At 75.2% G+C, this 15,190-nt stretch carries 12 protein-coding genes; 6 read left to right on the forward strand and 6 right to left on the reverse strand.

Annotated elements, in window-relative coordinates; all coding sequences use genetic code 11:
- The first annotated feature begins 32 nt into the window (after positions 1-32).
- From ACIBBF_RS17770 to ACIBBF_RS17795, 6 genes are all read left to right on the forward strand, one after another.
- Complete coding sequence (locus ACIBBF_RS17770; RefSeq protein ID WP_397415800.1) at positions 33-2,897, forward strand: sugar-binding domain-containing protein; 2,865 nt, start codon at positions 33-35, stop codon at positions 2,895-2,897.
- Positions 2,898-3,022: 125 nt separating this feature from the next.
- Complete coding sequence (gene cofG, locus ACIBBF_RS17775) at positions 3,023-5,392, forward strand: 7,8-didemethyl-8-hydroxy-5-deazariboflavin synthase CofG (RefSeq protein WP_397415802.1); 2,370 nt, start codon at positions 3,023-3,025, stop codon at positions 5,390-5,392.
- Entirely contained in the window at positions 5,389-6,879 is a 1,491-nt protein-coding gene (locus tag ACIBBF_RS17780) for a flavin-containing monooxygenase (protein WP_397415804.1), read from the forward strand. The genes cofG and ACIBBF_RS17780 overlap by 4 nt, the downstream gene beginning before the upstream one ends.
- A 26-nt stretch (positions 6,880-6,905) precedes the next feature.
- Positions 6,906-7,265 carry an ArsR/SmtB family transcription factor gene (locus tag ACIBBF_RS17785; RefSeq protein WP_397415807.1) on the forward strand — a complete coding sequence of 120 codons (360 nt, stop codon included), beginning with the start codon at positions 6,906-6,908 and terminating at the stop codon, positions 7,263-7,265.
- Complete coding sequence (locus ACIBBF_RS17790; RefSeq protein WP_397415809.1) at positions 7,262-7,927, forward strand: cation transporter; 666 nt, start codon at positions 7,262-7,264, stop codon at positions 7,925-7,927. The genes ACIBBF_RS17785 and ACIBBF_RS17790 overlap by 4 nt, the downstream gene beginning before the upstream one ends.
- Before the next feature lie 247 nt (positions 7,928-8,174).
- Complete coding sequence (locus tag ACIBBF_RS17795) at positions 8,175-10,028, forward strand: HNH endonuclease (RefSeq protein ID WP_397415961.1); 1,854 nt, start codon at positions 8,175-8,177, stop codon at positions 10,026-10,028.
- Positions 10,029-10,042: 14 nt separating this feature from the next.
- Here ACIBBF_RS17795 and ACIBBF_RS17800 read toward each other — a convergent pair whose 3' ends face one another.
- The 6 genes from ACIBBF_RS17800 to pcaH are packed head-to-tail and all read right to left on the reverse strand — an operon-like array spanning position 10,043 to position 15,153.
- Positions 10,043-11,251, reverse strand: coding sequence for an MFS transporter (locus tag ACIBBF_RS17800; RefSeq protein WP_397415811.1), 1,209 nt, complete (start codon positions 11,249-11,251; stop codon positions 10,043-10,045).
- 47 nt (positions 11,252-11,298) lie between these two features.
- A complete protein-coding gene (gene pcaC / locus ACIBBF_RS17805) occupies positions 11,299-11,703 on the reverse strand; it encodes a 4-carboxymuconolactone decarboxylase (protein ID WP_397415813.1) in 405 nt (134 codons plus the stop codon).
- The gene (locus tag ACIBBF_RS17810) at positions 11,700-12,548 is read right to left on the reverse strand and encodes an alpha/beta fold hydrolase (protein WP_397415815.1); all 849 of its coding nucleotides are present in this window, start codon (positions 12,546-12,548) and stop codon (positions 11,700-11,702) included. Before ACIBBF_RS17810 ends, pcaC begins: the two co-directional genes overlap by 4 nt.
- Positions 12,545-13,741 carry a lyase family protein gene (locus ACIBBF_RS17815; RefSeq protein ID WP_397415817.1) on the reverse strand — a complete coding sequence of 399 codons (1,197 nt, stop codon included), beginning with the start codon at positions 13,739-13,741 and terminating at the stop codon, positions 12,545-12,547. Before ACIBBF_RS17815 ends, ACIBBF_RS17810 begins: the two co-directional genes overlap by 4 nt.
- Positions 13,734-14,336: a protocatechuate 3,4-dioxygenase subunit alpha gene (gene pcaG / locus ACIBBF_RS17820; protein ID WP_397415819.1), complete on the reverse strand. Its 603-nt coding sequence runs from the start codon at positions 14,334-14,336 to the stop codon at positions 13,734-13,736. The genes ACIBBF_RS17815 and pcaG overlap by 8 nt, the downstream gene beginning before the upstream one ends.
- A complete protein-coding gene (gene pcaH / locus ACIBBF_RS17825; RefSeq protein WP_397415821.1) occupies positions 14,329-15,153 on the reverse strand; it encodes a protocatechuate 3,4-dioxygenase subunit beta in 825 nt (274 codons plus the stop codon). The genes pcaG and pcaH overlap by 8 nt, the downstream gene beginning before the upstream one ends.
- Between the last annotated feature and the right edge of the window lie 37 nt (positions 15,154-15,190).

Here is a 15,190-nt window from a genome sequence, read left to right on the forward strand (position 1 = left end):
AGCGGAGCCCGGGGCCGACCTAGTGTCGAGCCATGCTCACCGTTGAGTCCGCCACGCCACGCCCCGACGACCGCCCCGACGAACGGTGGTCCCTCGACCTGGCCGGCCGCTGGGCCTACGCCCTGGACCCCGAGGGCGTCGGGCACCTCGACCAGTGGTTCCGGCACGGTCTGCCCGGCACCCCCGCGACGGCCGAGCTGCCCGGCTCCCTCCAGCACCAGGGCATCGGCGACCCGGTCGGCGTGGACACCCCGTGGACCGGCAGCATCGTGGACCGCTCCTACTTCACCGACGACCGCTACGCCCCCTACCGCGAGCCGGGCGCCGTCTCGGTGCCGTTCTGGCTGCAGCCGCGGGTGTACTACCGCGGCGCGGCGTGGTTCCAGCGGGAGGTGCTGGTCCCGGAGCACTGGGCGGCTCGTGACGTCGTGCTGCACCTGGAGCGGGTGCACTGGGAGTCGACCGTGTGGCTGGACGACCACGAGGTCGGCTCGGCGCGCAGCCTCACGACCCCGCACCGCTTCGACCTGGGCCGGCTCGCACCGGGCCGGCACCGGCTGACCGTCCGCGTCGACAACCGGACCGTCGTCGACGTCGGGCCGAACGCCCACAGCGTCTCGGACCACACCCAGGGCAACTGGAACGGGATCATCGGCGAGCTGTCGCTCACCGCGGTGCCGGCGGTCACGGTCCGGCGGGTCCGCGTGGTGCCCGACGTCGCCGCCCGGTCCGCGCTCGTGAAGGTCGACATCGCGGCCGGCACGGCCGGTGCGGGCACGGGGACCGTGCGGGTCTCGGCGCGGCGGTTCAACGTGGCCGGCACGCACGAGGCCGGTCCGGCGACCGCCGCCTTCGAGGCGGAGCACAGCCGGGACCTGGGCGAGCGCGGGCTGACCGCCGGCGGCGCCCACGTGGACGTGCTCCTGGAGCTGGGGGCCGGCGCGGTCACGTGGGACGAGTTCGAGCCGGCGCTGTACGAGCTCACCGTCGAGCTGGTCGCCGACGTGCACGGGCAGCAGCACCGGGACGTGGCGCGCACCGTGTTCGGGCTGCGGGAGGTCGGCGTGGACGGCACGCAGGTGACCGTCAACGGCCGCCGGACCTTCGTGCGCGGCACCCTCGAGTCGTGCGTCTTCCCCCTGACGGGGTACCCGCCGACCGACGTCGCGTCCTGGCGCCGGGTCATCGCCGTCTGCCGGGCGCACGGCCTGAACCTGCTCCGGTTCCACTCCTGGTGCCCGCCGGAGGCGGCGTTCACGGCGGCGGACGAGGCCGGCTTCTACCTCCAGGTCGAGGGCCCGGTCTGGGCCAACCAGGGGGCCGCGCTCGGAGAGGGCGGGCCGGTCGACGCCTTCCTGTTCGACGAGACCCGGCGCATCCTCGACGCCTACGGCAACCACCCGTCGTTCGTCATGATGGCGCACGGGAACGAGCCCGGCGGCCGGGACGCGGAGCTCCTGGCCTCCTGGGTCACCACCTGGCGCACCTACGACCCCCGACGCCTGTACACGAGCGGGGCGGGCTGGCCCGCCCTGGCCGAGAACGACTACGACAACATCCCTGACCCGCGCGCGCACCGCTGGGGCGAGGGCCTGGCCTCCCGCCTGAACGGACGCCCGCCCGAGACGGAGTCCGACTACGCCGAATGGGTACGGTCGCGGCCCCGCCCGATCGTCAGCCACGAGATCGGCCAGTGGTGCGCCTACCCCGACCTCGGCGAGCGGGTGCGGTACACGGGTCTGATGGAGGCCCGCAACTTCGGCATCTTCGCCGACTTCCTGGACGAGGCAGGGATGGGCGACCAGGCGGAGGCGTTCCTGCACGCCTCGGGCAAGCTGCAGACCCTCTGCTACAAGGAGGACGTCGAGGCAGCCCTGCGCACGGCGGGGTTCGGCGGGTTCCACCTGCTCGGGCTCAGCGACTTCCCCGGCCAGGGCACGGCGCTGGTCGGTGTGCTCAACCCGTTCTGGGAGTCGAAGGGGTACGCGACCGCCGAGGAGTTCGCCCGTTTCTGCGGTCCCACCGTGCCCCTGGCGCGCCTGCCGCGGCGGGTGTGGTCCGCCGACGAGCAGATCCGGTTCGAGGTGCAGGTCGCGCACTTCGGCGCCGGACCTCTGGAGGCCGACGTGCGCTGGAGCGTCCTCGACGACGGCGGGGCGCAGCTCGCGGCCGGGACGATCGCCGAGGGGACGACGATCCCGGTCGGCAACGACACCCGGTTCGCGCCGGTGCAGGTGCCCCCGCCCGCCTCCGGGGCCGCGCGGCTGACCCTCGTGGTCACCGTGGAGGACGCGTCCGGCGACCGGTTCGAGAACGACTGGGGTCTGTGGGTGTACCCGCCGGACGAGCACGTCGCCGTGCCGGACGGGGTGGTGGTCACCGGACGCCTCGACGAGGCCGTCCGGCGTGCCACGGACGGCGCGACCGTGCTGCTGGAGGTGGCGCCGCAGGACATCGGCAACGACGTGGCCCTCGGCTTCACCCCGGCCTTCTGGAACACCGCATGGACCGGGGGCCAGGCGCCGCACACCCTCGGGATCCTGCACGACCCGGAGCACCCGGTGTTCCGGCACTTCCCCACGGACGGCTGGACGGACTGGCAGTGGTGGGAGCTGCTGCACGGCGCCCGGGCGATGCTGCTCGACGGCCTGCCGCCGGCGCTGCGCCCCGTGGTGCAGCCGATCGACACCTGGTTCGAGGCACGCCGGCTCGGCGCGCTGGTCGAGGCCCGGCTCGGCCGCGGCAGGATCATGGTCAGCTCGCTGAACCTCGACCCGGGCGGGGACCGTCTCGCGGCACGCCAGTTCCGGCGGGGCCTGCTGGAGTACCTGGCGGGCCCGGACTTCGCGCCCGCGCACACCGTCACGCCGGCCGGGCTGGAGAGCCTGCTGCGGTGAGGTCGCCGTCGTCGGGCGGGGGCGCCGGTTCCCGGGCGCCCCCGTGGACGCCCCGCCCGATGACGTAGTGTCGCCTCGTCCCCTCCGGACCCTCACGATCCGGTTCCCGTACCCGAGGTGGGCTGATGACCGTTCCGCTGTCCCTGCGTGTTCCCTCCCGCGACGCCGACCAGCCACCTCCCCCGGAACCCGGCGTCCTGGCGGGGGCGCTCGGCCGACTGGAGGACGGCGGGGGCGCGCCGCCCGGTCGCGCCGACGCCGAGCTGCTGCTGCACGCGCGCGACACCGACCTGGACCGGCTCCTCGCCGTGGCCGGGGCGCTCCGGGACGAGGGTCTGCGGGGCGCGGGCCGGCCCGGCGTCATCACGTACTCCCGCAAGGTGTTCGTGCCGCTGACGCACCTGTGCCAGGACCGCTGCCACTACTGCATCTTCGTGCAGACGCCGGGCAAGCTCGCCAAGGCGGGCATCTCGCCGTACATGTCGGCCGACGAGGTGCTGGAGGTCGCCCGGCAGGGCGCCGCGCTGGGCTGCAAGGAGGCCCTGCTCACCCTCGGCGACCGGCCGGAGAACCGCTGGCCGGTGGCCCGGCAGTGGCTCGACGACCACGGCTACGCCTCGACGCTCGACTACGTGGGGCACATGGCCCGCCTCATCCTCGACGAGACGGGCCTGCTCCCCCACCTCAACCCCGGCGTCATGTCGTGGGCGGAGCTGCAGCGCCTCAAGCCGGTCGGCCCGTCGATGGGCATGATGCTGGAGACCACCTCGTCGCGGCTGTGGACCGAGAAGGGCGAGGCCCACTTCGGGTCCCCCGACAAGGACCCGGCCCTACGGCTGCGCGTGATCGAGGACGCGGGCCGATCCCGCATCCCGTTCACCACCGGCGTGCTGCTGGGCATCGGCGAGAACTACGCCGAGCGCGTGGACTCGATCCTGGCCCTGCGCGACGCGCACGCCCGGCACGGTCACGTGCAGGAGGTGATCGTGCAGAACTTCCGCGCCAAGTCGGCCACCGCCATGATGGGCGCCGCCGACCTGGGGACGCAGGAGTACGCGGCCGCCGTCGCCGTCACCCGGGTCCTGCTCGGCCCGGGGATGCGCGTGCAGGCCCCGCCGAACCTGACCGACGCCGCCGAGCTCCAGCTCCTGGTGCGCGCCGGCATCGACGACTGGGGCGGCGTCAGCCCGCTCACCCCGGACCACGTGAACCCCGAACGGCCCTGGCCGCACATCGAGGACCTGGCCCGGCTCACGGCCGAGGGCGGCTACGCGCTGCGCGAGCGCCTGACCACCCATCCGCACTACCTGCGCGAGGCCCGCGCCGGCGCCGACTGGATCGACGACCGCCTCCGCGACCGCGTCCTGGCCCAGGCGGACGACTACGGCCTGGCCCGCCACGACGCCCTCCTGGGCGAGTTCCCCTCCTCCGCGCCCCACAAGGGCGAATTCCCAGCACTCGACGGAGGCAGGCGGTTGGGGGCGTTGTTGAGCGACGTCCGGAGTGACCCCCGTGGGGCGGACGACGCCGCCTGGGTCGAGCTGCTCGGGGCCGACGGCGCCGACCTCGAGGACCTCACCGCGCTCGCCGACCAGGTGCGCCGCGAGCGGGTGGGCGACGCCGTGACCTACGCCGTGAACCGCAACATCGACGCGTCGCTGGGCCTGCCGCCCGAGCGGGTCGCCGAGCTCGCGGCCGAGGCCGTCGCGCTGGGCGCCACGGAGGTGTGCGCGCAGGGAGTGCCGCCCGCCGACCAGGGCGCCGACGCCTACCTCGACCTGGCCCGCGCCGTGAAGCGCGGCGGCCCCGGCCTGCACCTGCACGCCTTCCGCCCCGCCGAGCTCGCCGACGGCGCCGCCCGCGCCGGCCTGCCGCTCGCGGACTGGCTGGCCGAGCTGCGGGCGGCCGGCGTCGACACCGTGCCGGGCACCGGCGCGCGCATCCTCGACGACCGGGTCCGCGACCTGCTCACCGGCGGCACCGACATCCCGGCGGACCGCTGGGTCGAGCTCGTCGCCGCGGCACACACCGCGGGCCTGCGCTCGACGGCGACGATCGTGTACGGCCACGTCGAGTCGGCCCGCGACCAGGTGCGGCACCTGCGCACCCTGGCGCGCGTCCAGGACGCGACCGGCGGCTTCACCGAGCTGATCCCCATGCCGTGGCTCCCCACGGAGTCCCCCGTGCCGGTGCCCGGCGCCCGCGTCGCGACCCCGCGCGAGAGCCGCGCCCTGCACGCCGTGGCGCGCCTCCTGCTCGCCGGCCGCATCGACCACGTGCAGGCGGCCTGGACCAAGCTCGGCATGCGCGGGGCACAACGCGTGCTCGCGGGCGGTGCCGACGACCTGGGCGGCGTGCTCCTCGACGGCGTGCTCGACCCCGACGCCGGCCCCGAACAGGGCCGCGAGCTCACGGTCGCCGACGTGACCCGACTGGCCGCCGAGCTCGGCCGCCCCGTCCGCCAGCGCACCACCACGTACGAGCAGGTGAGGTGACGACGGCGCACCCGGAGCACAGCGGCACGGCCCACCCCGAGGGCCCGGGCCCCGACGTCGACGTGGCGATCGTGGGCGCGGGCCTGGCCGGCGTCGGGCTCGGCGCCCGCCTCCGGCGCGCCGGACGCCCCGGCTTCACCGTCCTGGAACGGGCCGACGACGTGGGCGGCACCTGGCGCGACAACGTCTACCCCGGTGTCGCGTGCGACATCCCGAGCGCGCTGTACTCCTACTCGTTCCTGCCCCAGCCCGCCTGGTCACGGGTGTTCGCACCGGGCGCCGAGATCCACCGGTACGTCCGCGACGTGGCCCGCTCCGAGGGCCTGGGCCCGCACCTGCGCCTGGGCACCGGCCTCACGGCCGCCCGCTGGGACGACGACGCCGCCGCCTGGCACCTGTCCACGTCCCGCGGGCCGCTGACGGCTCGGGTGCTGGTCACCGCCGTCGGGCGGCTCAGCGAGCCCCGCGTGCCCGACATCCCGGGGCTCGGCACGTTCCCCGGCCGCATGTTCCACTCCGCGCGCTGGGACGCCCGGTCGCTGGACGGGCTGCGGGTCGGCGTGGTCGGCACCGGCGCCAGCGCCGTGCAGCTCGTGCCCGAGGTGGCCGAGCGGGCGGCGTCCGTCGTCGTGCTGCAGCGCACGCCGCCGTGGGTGCTGCCGCGCGGCGACCGCGCGTACGCGCCCGGCGAGGCCCCGCCCGACCGGGCGGCGCTCGCGGAGGAGGCGGAGCACCTGTTCGACGCGCGCGTGGCGGGGAGCGCCGCCGAGGCGGTGCTGCGCGAGCAGGCCCGGGCGCACCTGCACGCCCAGGTGCCGGACCCGGCCCTGCGGGCGCTGCTCACCCCGGACTACGCCGTGGGCTGCAAGCGCGCGCTGTTCAGCGACGACTGGTACCCGACCCTCCAGCGGCCGCACGTCACGCTGGAGCCCAGCGCCCCGGTGGCGGTCGAGGGGTCGACGGTCGTCTCGGCGTCGGGCGCGCGGTACGAGGTGGACGTGCTGGTGCTGGCCACGGGGTTCGAGACCACACGCCCGCCGTTCGCGGACCTGGTGACGGGTCGCGACGGGCGCACGCTGGCCGAGCACTGGGCGGACGGCATGACGAGCCACGCCTCCACGGTGGTGCACGGGTTCCCGAACCTGTTCGTGCTGGACGGCCCCAACGCGGGGCTGGGGCACCACTCGGCGCTGGAGGTGATCGAGGCGCAGATCGGCTACGTGCTCGGTGCGCTCGACCACCTGGACGCGACCGGCGGCCCGCTGGAGGTCTCGGCGGCGGCCGAGGTCGCCTACACCCGCGAGGTGGACCGGCTGGCCGCGGGGACGGTGTGGCTGCGGGGCGGCTGCCGGAGCTGGTACGTCGACGAACGGTCGGGCCGGCTCACGCTGCTGTGGCCCGGGCGGGCGAGCGAGTTCCGTGCGCGGTTCGGCGTGTTCGACCCGCTGCCGTTCGCCGCGGAGCCGTCGCGGGCGGCCTCGCCATAGGTCAGTGATCACTGTATGGTCAGCACATGCTGACCATATCCTCGCGGCTGGACGTGCTCAACCGCCTCGGCCGGGCCATGGCCGACCCCACCCGGTCCCGGATCCTCCTGAGCCTCATCGAGGAGCCCGGCTACCCCGCGCAGCTGGCCCGCGACCTGGACCTGACGCGCACGAACGTGTCGAACCACCTGGCCTGCCTGCGAGGCTGCGGCATCGTGGTCGCCACCCCGGAGGGCCGGCAGACCCGGTACGAGATCGCCGACCCGCACCTCACCCGGGCCATCGGCGTGCTGGTCGAGACGGTGCTCGCGGTGGACGACGGCGCCCCGTGCCGGGACGAGCACTGCGACGTCCCGCTGTGCTGCGGCCCTGGAGCGGGCGCGTGACCGCCGCGCTCGCCTCCGCCCGCGTGCTGGTGCTGCGCCGCCAGATCCGGTGGGTCGTGGGCGCCACCATCGCGTACAACACCGTCGAGGCGGTCGTCGCCCTGGCGGCCGGCAGCGTGGCGTCGTCGGCCGCTCTGGTCGGGTTCGGCCTGGACTCGGTGGTCGAGGTGCTGTCGGCGGCCGCGGTCGCCTGGCAGTTCGCCGCACCCGATCCGGAGACACGCGAGCGGACGGCGCTGCGGGTCATCGCCGTGTCCTTCTTCGGCCTGGCCGCGTGGGTGACCGTGGACGCCACCCTGTCCCTGACCGGGCTGCGCGAGCCGGAGCACAGCCCCGTGGGCATCGCGCTCGCCGCCGTCAGCCTGCTGGTGATGCCGTTCCTGAGCTGGTTCGAGCGGCGCACCGGCCGCGAGCTCGGCTCGGCCAGCGCAGTGGCCGACTCGAAGCAGACCCTGATCTGCGCCTACCTGTCCGCGGCACTGCTCGCGGGGCTGCTGCTCAACGGCCTGCTGGGCTGGACATGGGCCGACGCCGTGGCCGCGCTGATGATCGCCGGCTTCGCGGTCCGCGAGGGGGTGGAGGCGTGGCGCGGTGAGGCCTGCGCTGCACCCGTCGCCGCCCTGACCGGGGAGATCGAGACCCACGACCACCACGACGGCTGACGTCGGGTTCTGCTGTCGGCAGAGCCCCCGGACTCGGCGCGCGTATCGAACGGGTGTACGATAGGTTGGTGGCATGACGCGATCGGGTGGGGTGCCGGGATTGGCGGGCGGGCAGCCTGTCGGTGGTGGGCTGCCTGGTGGTGCGCTGCCCGGTGATGCCGGGGTGTCTGGTGCGCCCCTGCTCGGTGAGATTGGTGCAGGCATCGGGGCCGCGGGTGTGCGGGTGGTGCGGGAGGCGCTGGCGGGGATGATTCTGCCGGGTGCCTCTGACACGTCTGGGTCGGGCTTGGTCTCGCGGGAGGTGCAGGCGGGGTGGGTGGATGTGTTGGGTGAGTTGGAGGCGGTGAAGGCTGCGGTGACTGCGACGCAGGCCCGCCTGGTGGTCGCCCTGGACGAGGCGACGCGGGCTGAGGAGGCTGCGCAGGGTGTTCGGGTGGAGCGTCAGGGTCGTGGTGTGTCGTGCCAGGTGGGTGCGGCGTTGCGGGTGTCCCCGCACGCCGGGGCCGGGTTCCTCAACACGTCCCGGGTGTGGGTGATGCAGATGCCGCACACGTTCGCGGCGTTGCAGACGGGGGTGCTCTCGCAGTGGCGGGCCACGTTGTTGGTGCGGGAGACGTCGCACCTGTCGGTGGAGCACCGTGCCGTGATCGACGAGCAGGTCTGCGGCCCCGCGCGTCTGGATGCTTTGGTAGGGATGGGGACGCGGCGGTTGGTGGCCCGGATCAAGGAGCTCGCCGCGAGCCTGGATGTGCACGCGTGCGTGAACCGCAACGCTCGTGCGGTGTCGCAGCGGCGGGTCTCGATCCGCCCGGCCCCGGACCTGATGGTCTACCTGACCGCTCTGGTGCCGATGGGGCAGGGAGTACAGGCCTACGCCCACCTCAAGCACCACGCCGAGGCCACGAAGGCGGGTGGGGACGAGCGTGGGACCGGTCAGATCATGGCAGACACCCTGATCGAGCGGGTCACCGGGCGTGGCCCGGGTCGGGCGGCGGATGTGCCGGTGGCGATCAACCTCCTGGTCTCCGACGACACGCTCCTGGCCGGTGGCACCCAGCCTGGCGTGATCACCGAGGGTGCTGCGGTGGGTGGGGGTGTGGTCCCGGCCCCGGCGGCCCGCAACCTGGTCGCGCACGCGATCGACACGAACGCGGCGTGGTTGCGCAGCATCTACACCGACCCACACGGTCGCCTGGTGGCCACGACCTCCACCTCCCGGTTCCACCCCCAAGGCCTGGCGGGCTTGCTACGCGCCCGGGGCCAGGGTGTGTGCGCCACGTTGTGGTGTGATGCGCCGATCCGGCACCTGGACCACATCACCCCGCACGCCCAGGGCGGCCCTACCAGCCTGGACAACGGTCAAGGCCTGTGCGCTCGGTGCAATCATGCCAAGCAGGCACCCGGCTGGGTACAGAAGAGCACCCAGCACGACGGACGCCACGCCGTGGAGACCACCACCCCGACCGGACACACCCACCTCTCGGTAGCACCCAAGCCACCGACACCCCTGCGCACCGACCGGGGTGGGATGCCGGCCAGGATCAACGACACCGAACCAGACCGAGAGCGGAACACAGGTCGGGCGCGTGATGCCGGCGCGCCCGCAGACAGCGACCCGTCGCCATCCACCGGGACAGACCAGACCCAGACCGACCAGGCCCAGACCGACCAGCCCCAGACCGACCAGAGGCAGACCAACCAGCCCCAGACCGACCAGGCCCAGACCGACCAGCCCCAGACCGACCAGAGGCAGACCAACCAGACCCAAGCCGACCAGAGGCAGACCGACCACGCCCAGAACCCACCCACGGCCGGGTCGACCGACCACGCCCAGAACCCCGCCATGGCTCGCGATCGCACCCCTGCCCTGGAATGGACCCCCGCGGTCGGCATGACCGGCCCAGCACCCGGCCGCATCCCCCGCAGCCGCTACACCATCGGCTGCCACACCACCCACCACCACGGCGCGATCGCCTACCGACCCAGCCCACCACCCCGCCGGTCACGACACCGGCCACGACACCGGCCACCGACCCGGACGCCCGGCCGAACATCAACCAGGCCCCAGCAGCCCGACCTCACCTGGACCCACCCCACCTGACCGGGACCAACCATCTAGGCGATCGTGCGCCGCCGACCCGCCAGCGCGCCGGCCAGCACCTCCGGGACCTTCATCGCCAGCAGCACCACGAGCGGGACGGTCCAGCCCGCCGTCGCGTCGTGGAGGGTGCCGATCACGAGCGGGCCCAGCGCCGCGAGGCCGTAGCCGAACGCCTGGGCCATGCCCGACAGTGCCCCGGCCTGGGCGTGGTGCTCGGTGCGCAGGCCGAACAGCGAGAGGGCGGTGACGAACGCCGCGGCGGTGCCCATCCCGAGCAGCACGATCCAGACCGGCCACCAGCCGGGCGCGAGCAGCTCGCCCACGACCGCGACGGCCGACACCCCGGAGAACGCCACCGCGAGACCGCTCTGCCCGCGCGCCCGGCTGCGGTCGATGAGCCGCCCCGCGAGCAGTGACGCGAGGATGCCGGTCACCTGCAGCAGGCCCTGGTGCGCACCCGCCGCGCCCGGCGTGAAGCCCGCGCCGGTCTCGACCGAGGGCCACCACGTGACCACCGAGTAGTAGAACGTCGACTGGAGACCCATGTAGCCGGCCACCTGCCAGCCCAGCAGGGTGCGCCAGGGCGCGGGGCCCCTCCTCGGCGGTGCGCCGGACTCCGTGCCCGGTCCGTCCGGCGCCCGGCCCAGCTCCCCGGACGAGCCCGCACCGCCCCGCACCGGCAGCCCGCGGGCGGCGCGCCACCGTGGCACCATCACGCCCAGCGCCACCAGGGTCGTGCCCACCCACACCCCGAACGCGATCCGCCATCCCTCCGGCTGCGTCCCCGCCAGCGGCACCGCGACCACCGTGGAGATCGCGGCGAACGCCGACTGCGTCGCCGAGTACGCGCCCGTCAGGCGCCCGACCCGGTGCGGGAAGTCCCGCTTGACCAGGGCGGGCAGGGCGACGTTCAGGGTGGCGACGCCCGCGCCGAGCAGCACGGTGCCCGCCCAGAGCGCGCCGGGCAGCGGCACGGAGCGGGCCACGATGCCGACCCCGAGCGCGGTGAGCGCGACGACGGCGGTCGCCTCGATCCCCCAGCGCGCCAGGAACCGGGGCGCCACCAGCGCGAACGCGCCGAAGCACAACAACGGCAGCGACACCAGGAGGGACACCTCGGTCGAGGACAGGTCGAGGTCGGCCGCGACGTCGTCCGCGACCGGGCCCACCACGGTGATGGCGGCACGCAGGTTGGCCGCGATCGCGAGCACGCCCACGAGCACCAGCCCGCCGCCGACCCCCGCGCGGCCCGGGTCCGTCCGTCCGGCGCTCAGAGCAGCCCCTCCTCACGCAGCACGTCCTGGGCGACGGCGAACGCGTGGTTGGCGCTCGGCACCGAGCAGTAGATCGCGCTCTGGAGCAGCACCTCGCGCAGCTCGTCGACGGACAGGCCGTTGCGCAGGGCGGCGCGCACGTGCATCGCGAGCTCGCCCCAGTGCCCGCCCGCCACCAGGGCCGTGAGCGTGATCATCGAGCGGGAGCGCCGGTCCAGGCCCGGCCGCGTCCAGATCTCGCCCCAGGCATACCGGGTGATGAGGTCCTGGAAGTCGGCGGTGAAGTCGGTGGTGCGCTCGGTCGCGCGGTCCACGTGCGCGTCGCCGAGCACCTCACGGCGCACCCGCATGCCTGCCTCGGCTCGCTCGGCCCCGGTGCCGTGTCCGGTGTCCCCGCTCATCGTGCCACCCCCGCCGTCACGAGATCCCGCACCAGCTCGGCCACGCGCGCGGGCGCCTCGGCGGGCGCGAGGTGCGCCACGCCGTCGAGCACCTCGGAGCGGACGGCGCCCACGCCCCGGGCGATCTCCGCCAGTGCGGCGGGCGGCGCGGGCAGGTCGTGCTCCCCCGCGATCGTCACCACCGGCACGGACGACACGGGGACGGACGACACGTGCCCGCCCGCCCCGGCGAGCCCGGGTCGCACGTCCCAGGCGGCCAGCGCCCGGCACACGGCCCCGTACCCGAACCGGTCGGCCGTCTGGAGGCTGCCCAGCAGGCGCAGCACGACCCGCGGCTCCCGCTCGACGAACCCGGGGCCGAACCATCGCCGGGCCGACCCCTCGACCTGGGTGGGCGTTCCCGCGGACTCCACGAGCCGGGCCCGGTCGAGCCACGGCCCTGGCTCCCCGAACGACGCGGCGGTGCAGATCAGGGCGGCGCCGTGCAGCCGGCCGGGCGCGTCGAGCAGCAGGTGCAGCCCCACGGCGCCGCCCACGGACACGCCCGCGTACCAGAACGGCGCGCCGACGTCACCGCGCTCGGCCTGCGCCCGCGCGACCACGTCGAGCACGGCGCGCGCGAGGTCCGGCACGGTGAGCCCGGCAAGGCCTCCGGGGTCGGGTGCAGGCGCCGAGCCGTGACCGGGCAGGTCCCAGCCCACGACGTCGACGTCCGGCAGCAGCGGGACGACGTCCTGCCACAGGGCCGTGACGCTCGTGCCGAGCGAGGGGCCGAGCACGAGGAGCGGCCGGGCGGCGTCGGTGAGCGCGAACGGGACCACCCCGAGCGCGGGGTCGGCGGTCATGGTTCCTCCGTGCGGTCGTCGGCGGCGGCGAGCACCCGGTCCACGAGGGCGGGAGCCAGCCCCACGCCGTGGGCGTCGGGCAGGGCCGCGCGCAGGGTGCGGGCGGCGGCCTCGGCGTCGACCTCCAGCCCGTCGAGGAGCTCGGCACCCAGCCGGGACGCCGCGACGGCGTGCCGGGCGAGGTCGCGCAGGGCGGGCCACTCGGCGTGCCAGGCGCCGTCGGGCCGCTCGTCGGCGGCCAGGCCCGCCGCCGTCCGGACGGTGGCGGCGAGGTGCGGGGCCGCGAGCGCGGACCGGCGCAGCAGCACGGACAGCACCGGGTTGCGCTTGTGCGGCATGGCCGACGACGCCCCCCGGCCGGGCGCCGCCGGCTCGCGCAGCTCCTCGGTGCCGGGCCGGACACCCTGGAGCACGTCGCCCGCGACGTGCCCGAGCGCGGCGCAGGTCTCGGCGAGGGCGTCGGCGGCGCGCGTCATGGGCGTGCGCGCGGTGTGCCAGGGGCCGGGCGGCACGGGCAGGCCGAGCTCCGCACCCCACGCGTCGACGAGCGCGAACGGGTCGCCCGTGAGCCGGGCGACGCCTGACAGCTCGCCGGCCGCCCCGCCGTACGCCAGCGGGAGCCCCGCGGCAGCGCTCGCGAGCGCGTCGCGTGCCGCGCGCAGGCCGCCGAGCCAGCCCGCGAACCGGGCGCCGAGCGTGGTCGGCACGGCGGCCTGGGCGAGCGTGCGGCCCAGGGCCGGGGCGTCCCGGTACGTGTGGGCGAGCCGGGCCGCGGCCGTACGCGCCCGGTCCAGGTCGGCACCGGCCGTGCGCGCGGCGTCGCGGAGCACCAGCACCAGCGCGGTGTCCAGCACGTCCTGGCTGGTCAGCCCGGCGTGGATCGTCGCGGCGTGCTCGGGGGCGGCCGCCCGCAGCGCGGCGAGCAGGGGGATCACGGGGTTGCCGCCGGCCGCGGCCTGCGCGGCGACCTCGCTGGCCAGCTCCTCGGCCGCGTCCCGGCCGGAGGCTCCGGTCCCGGCGAGCCCCGCGGCCGCCGCGTCGACGGCGTCCGCCGCCCCGTCCGGCACCAGGCCGACGGCTGCCTGGGCACGCACCCAGGCGGCCTCCGCGGTGAGGAGCGCGCGCAGGACGGCGACGTCGTCGGTCCCCTCGTCGCCCGCCGTGCCCGGCAGCAGGAGGCCGACGTCAGGCACCGACGCCGTCCCGGCCCGCGTCGGGGCCGTCGTCGTACGTCAGGAACACGGTCTCCCCCTCCCCCTGCATGCGGATGTCGAAGCGCAGCGCGCCGTCCGGCTCGCGCACGGTGACCAGCGTCGCGCGTCGCTGCGCGTCGAGCGAGGCGAGCAGCGGGTCGGCGGCCAGCGCTGCCTCGCCCGCCTCGTCCTCGGCGGGCACGTAGGCGCGCGTGAAGAGGCGGTCCTGGAGGCCGCGTGCGAAGAGGGTCACGTGGAAGAACGCGGCACGCCCGGGCGCGGTGGGCCCCGGGGTGAGCGTGCGGAACCAGAACCCGCCCTCGCGGTCGGTCTCGGCGCGGCCCCAGCCGGTGAACGTGCCGTCGCGCAGCAGCGAGCCGCTGCGGCCCACGACGTTGCCCGCGGGGTCGGCGTGCCAGATCTCGATCAGGGCGTCGGGCACCGGCGTGCCCGCGCCGTCGCGCACGGTCCCGTGCAGGCGGACGGCGCCCGTGGTGCCGGCCTCGACCACCTCGTTGCCGTGGGCGTACGGCAGGGCGTACCCGAAGAAGGGCCCGACGGTCTGACCCGGCGTCGGGGGCAGCAGGTCACTCATCGCCGTCCTCCGGCTCGGTCCACGTGCGGTGCGACCCGGTCAGGACGATGTCCCACCGGTAGCCCGTGGCCCACTCGTGCTCGGACGTGTCGTGGTCGTAGGTCGCCACGAGCCGGTCGCGGGCGCGCTGGTCCTGGATGGACTGGTAGATGGGGTCCAGCGCGAACAGCGGGTCCCCGGGGAAGTACATCTGGGTGACGATGCGCTGGGTGATCTGGCGTCCGAAGAGCGAGAAGTGGATGTGCGCGGGCCGCCAGGCGTTGAAGTGGTTCTTCCACGGGTACGGCCCGGGCTTGATGGTCTGGAACCGGTACCAGCCGTCGTCGTCGGTCAGCATGCGGCCGATCCCGGTGAAGTTCGGGTCGATCGGCGCAGGGTGCTGGTCGCGCTTGTGCACGTACCGGCCTGCGGCGTTGGCCTGCCAGACCTCCACGAGCTGGCGGCGCACCGGCCGGCCCTCGCCGTCGACGACGCGGCCGCGCACCACGATGCGCTCCCCGATGGGCTCGCCGTCGCGCTGCACCGTCAGGTCGGCCTCCAGCGGCCCGATGTCGCGCTCGCCGAACACCGGGGAGAACAGCTCGATCGTCTCCGGGTCGGCGTGGTGCAGGTCCTTGGTCGGGTGGCGCAGCAGCGAGCTGCGGTACGGGGGCCAGTTGCGGCGCGGTCCCTGTTCCTCTGGGCCGCCCCGGTCGAGACCCTCGGCGTACGCGGTGTGCGCGGCCGCGATCTCGGCGCTGAGCTGTGCCTGCGAGTCGGCGGCCGCGTCGAGCACGGTGCTCGGCGCCGCGGGCACCTGTGTCGCTGTGTGGTTCATCGTCCTCGTCCTCTCGACGTCGTCGTCCGTCCCCGTG

Source organism: Promicromonospora sp. NPDC050880 (assembly GCF_044456525.1).
In the GTDB taxonomy this organism is placed as follows: Bacteria; Actinomycetota; Actinomycetes; order Actinomycetales; family Cellulomonadaceae; genus Promicromonospora.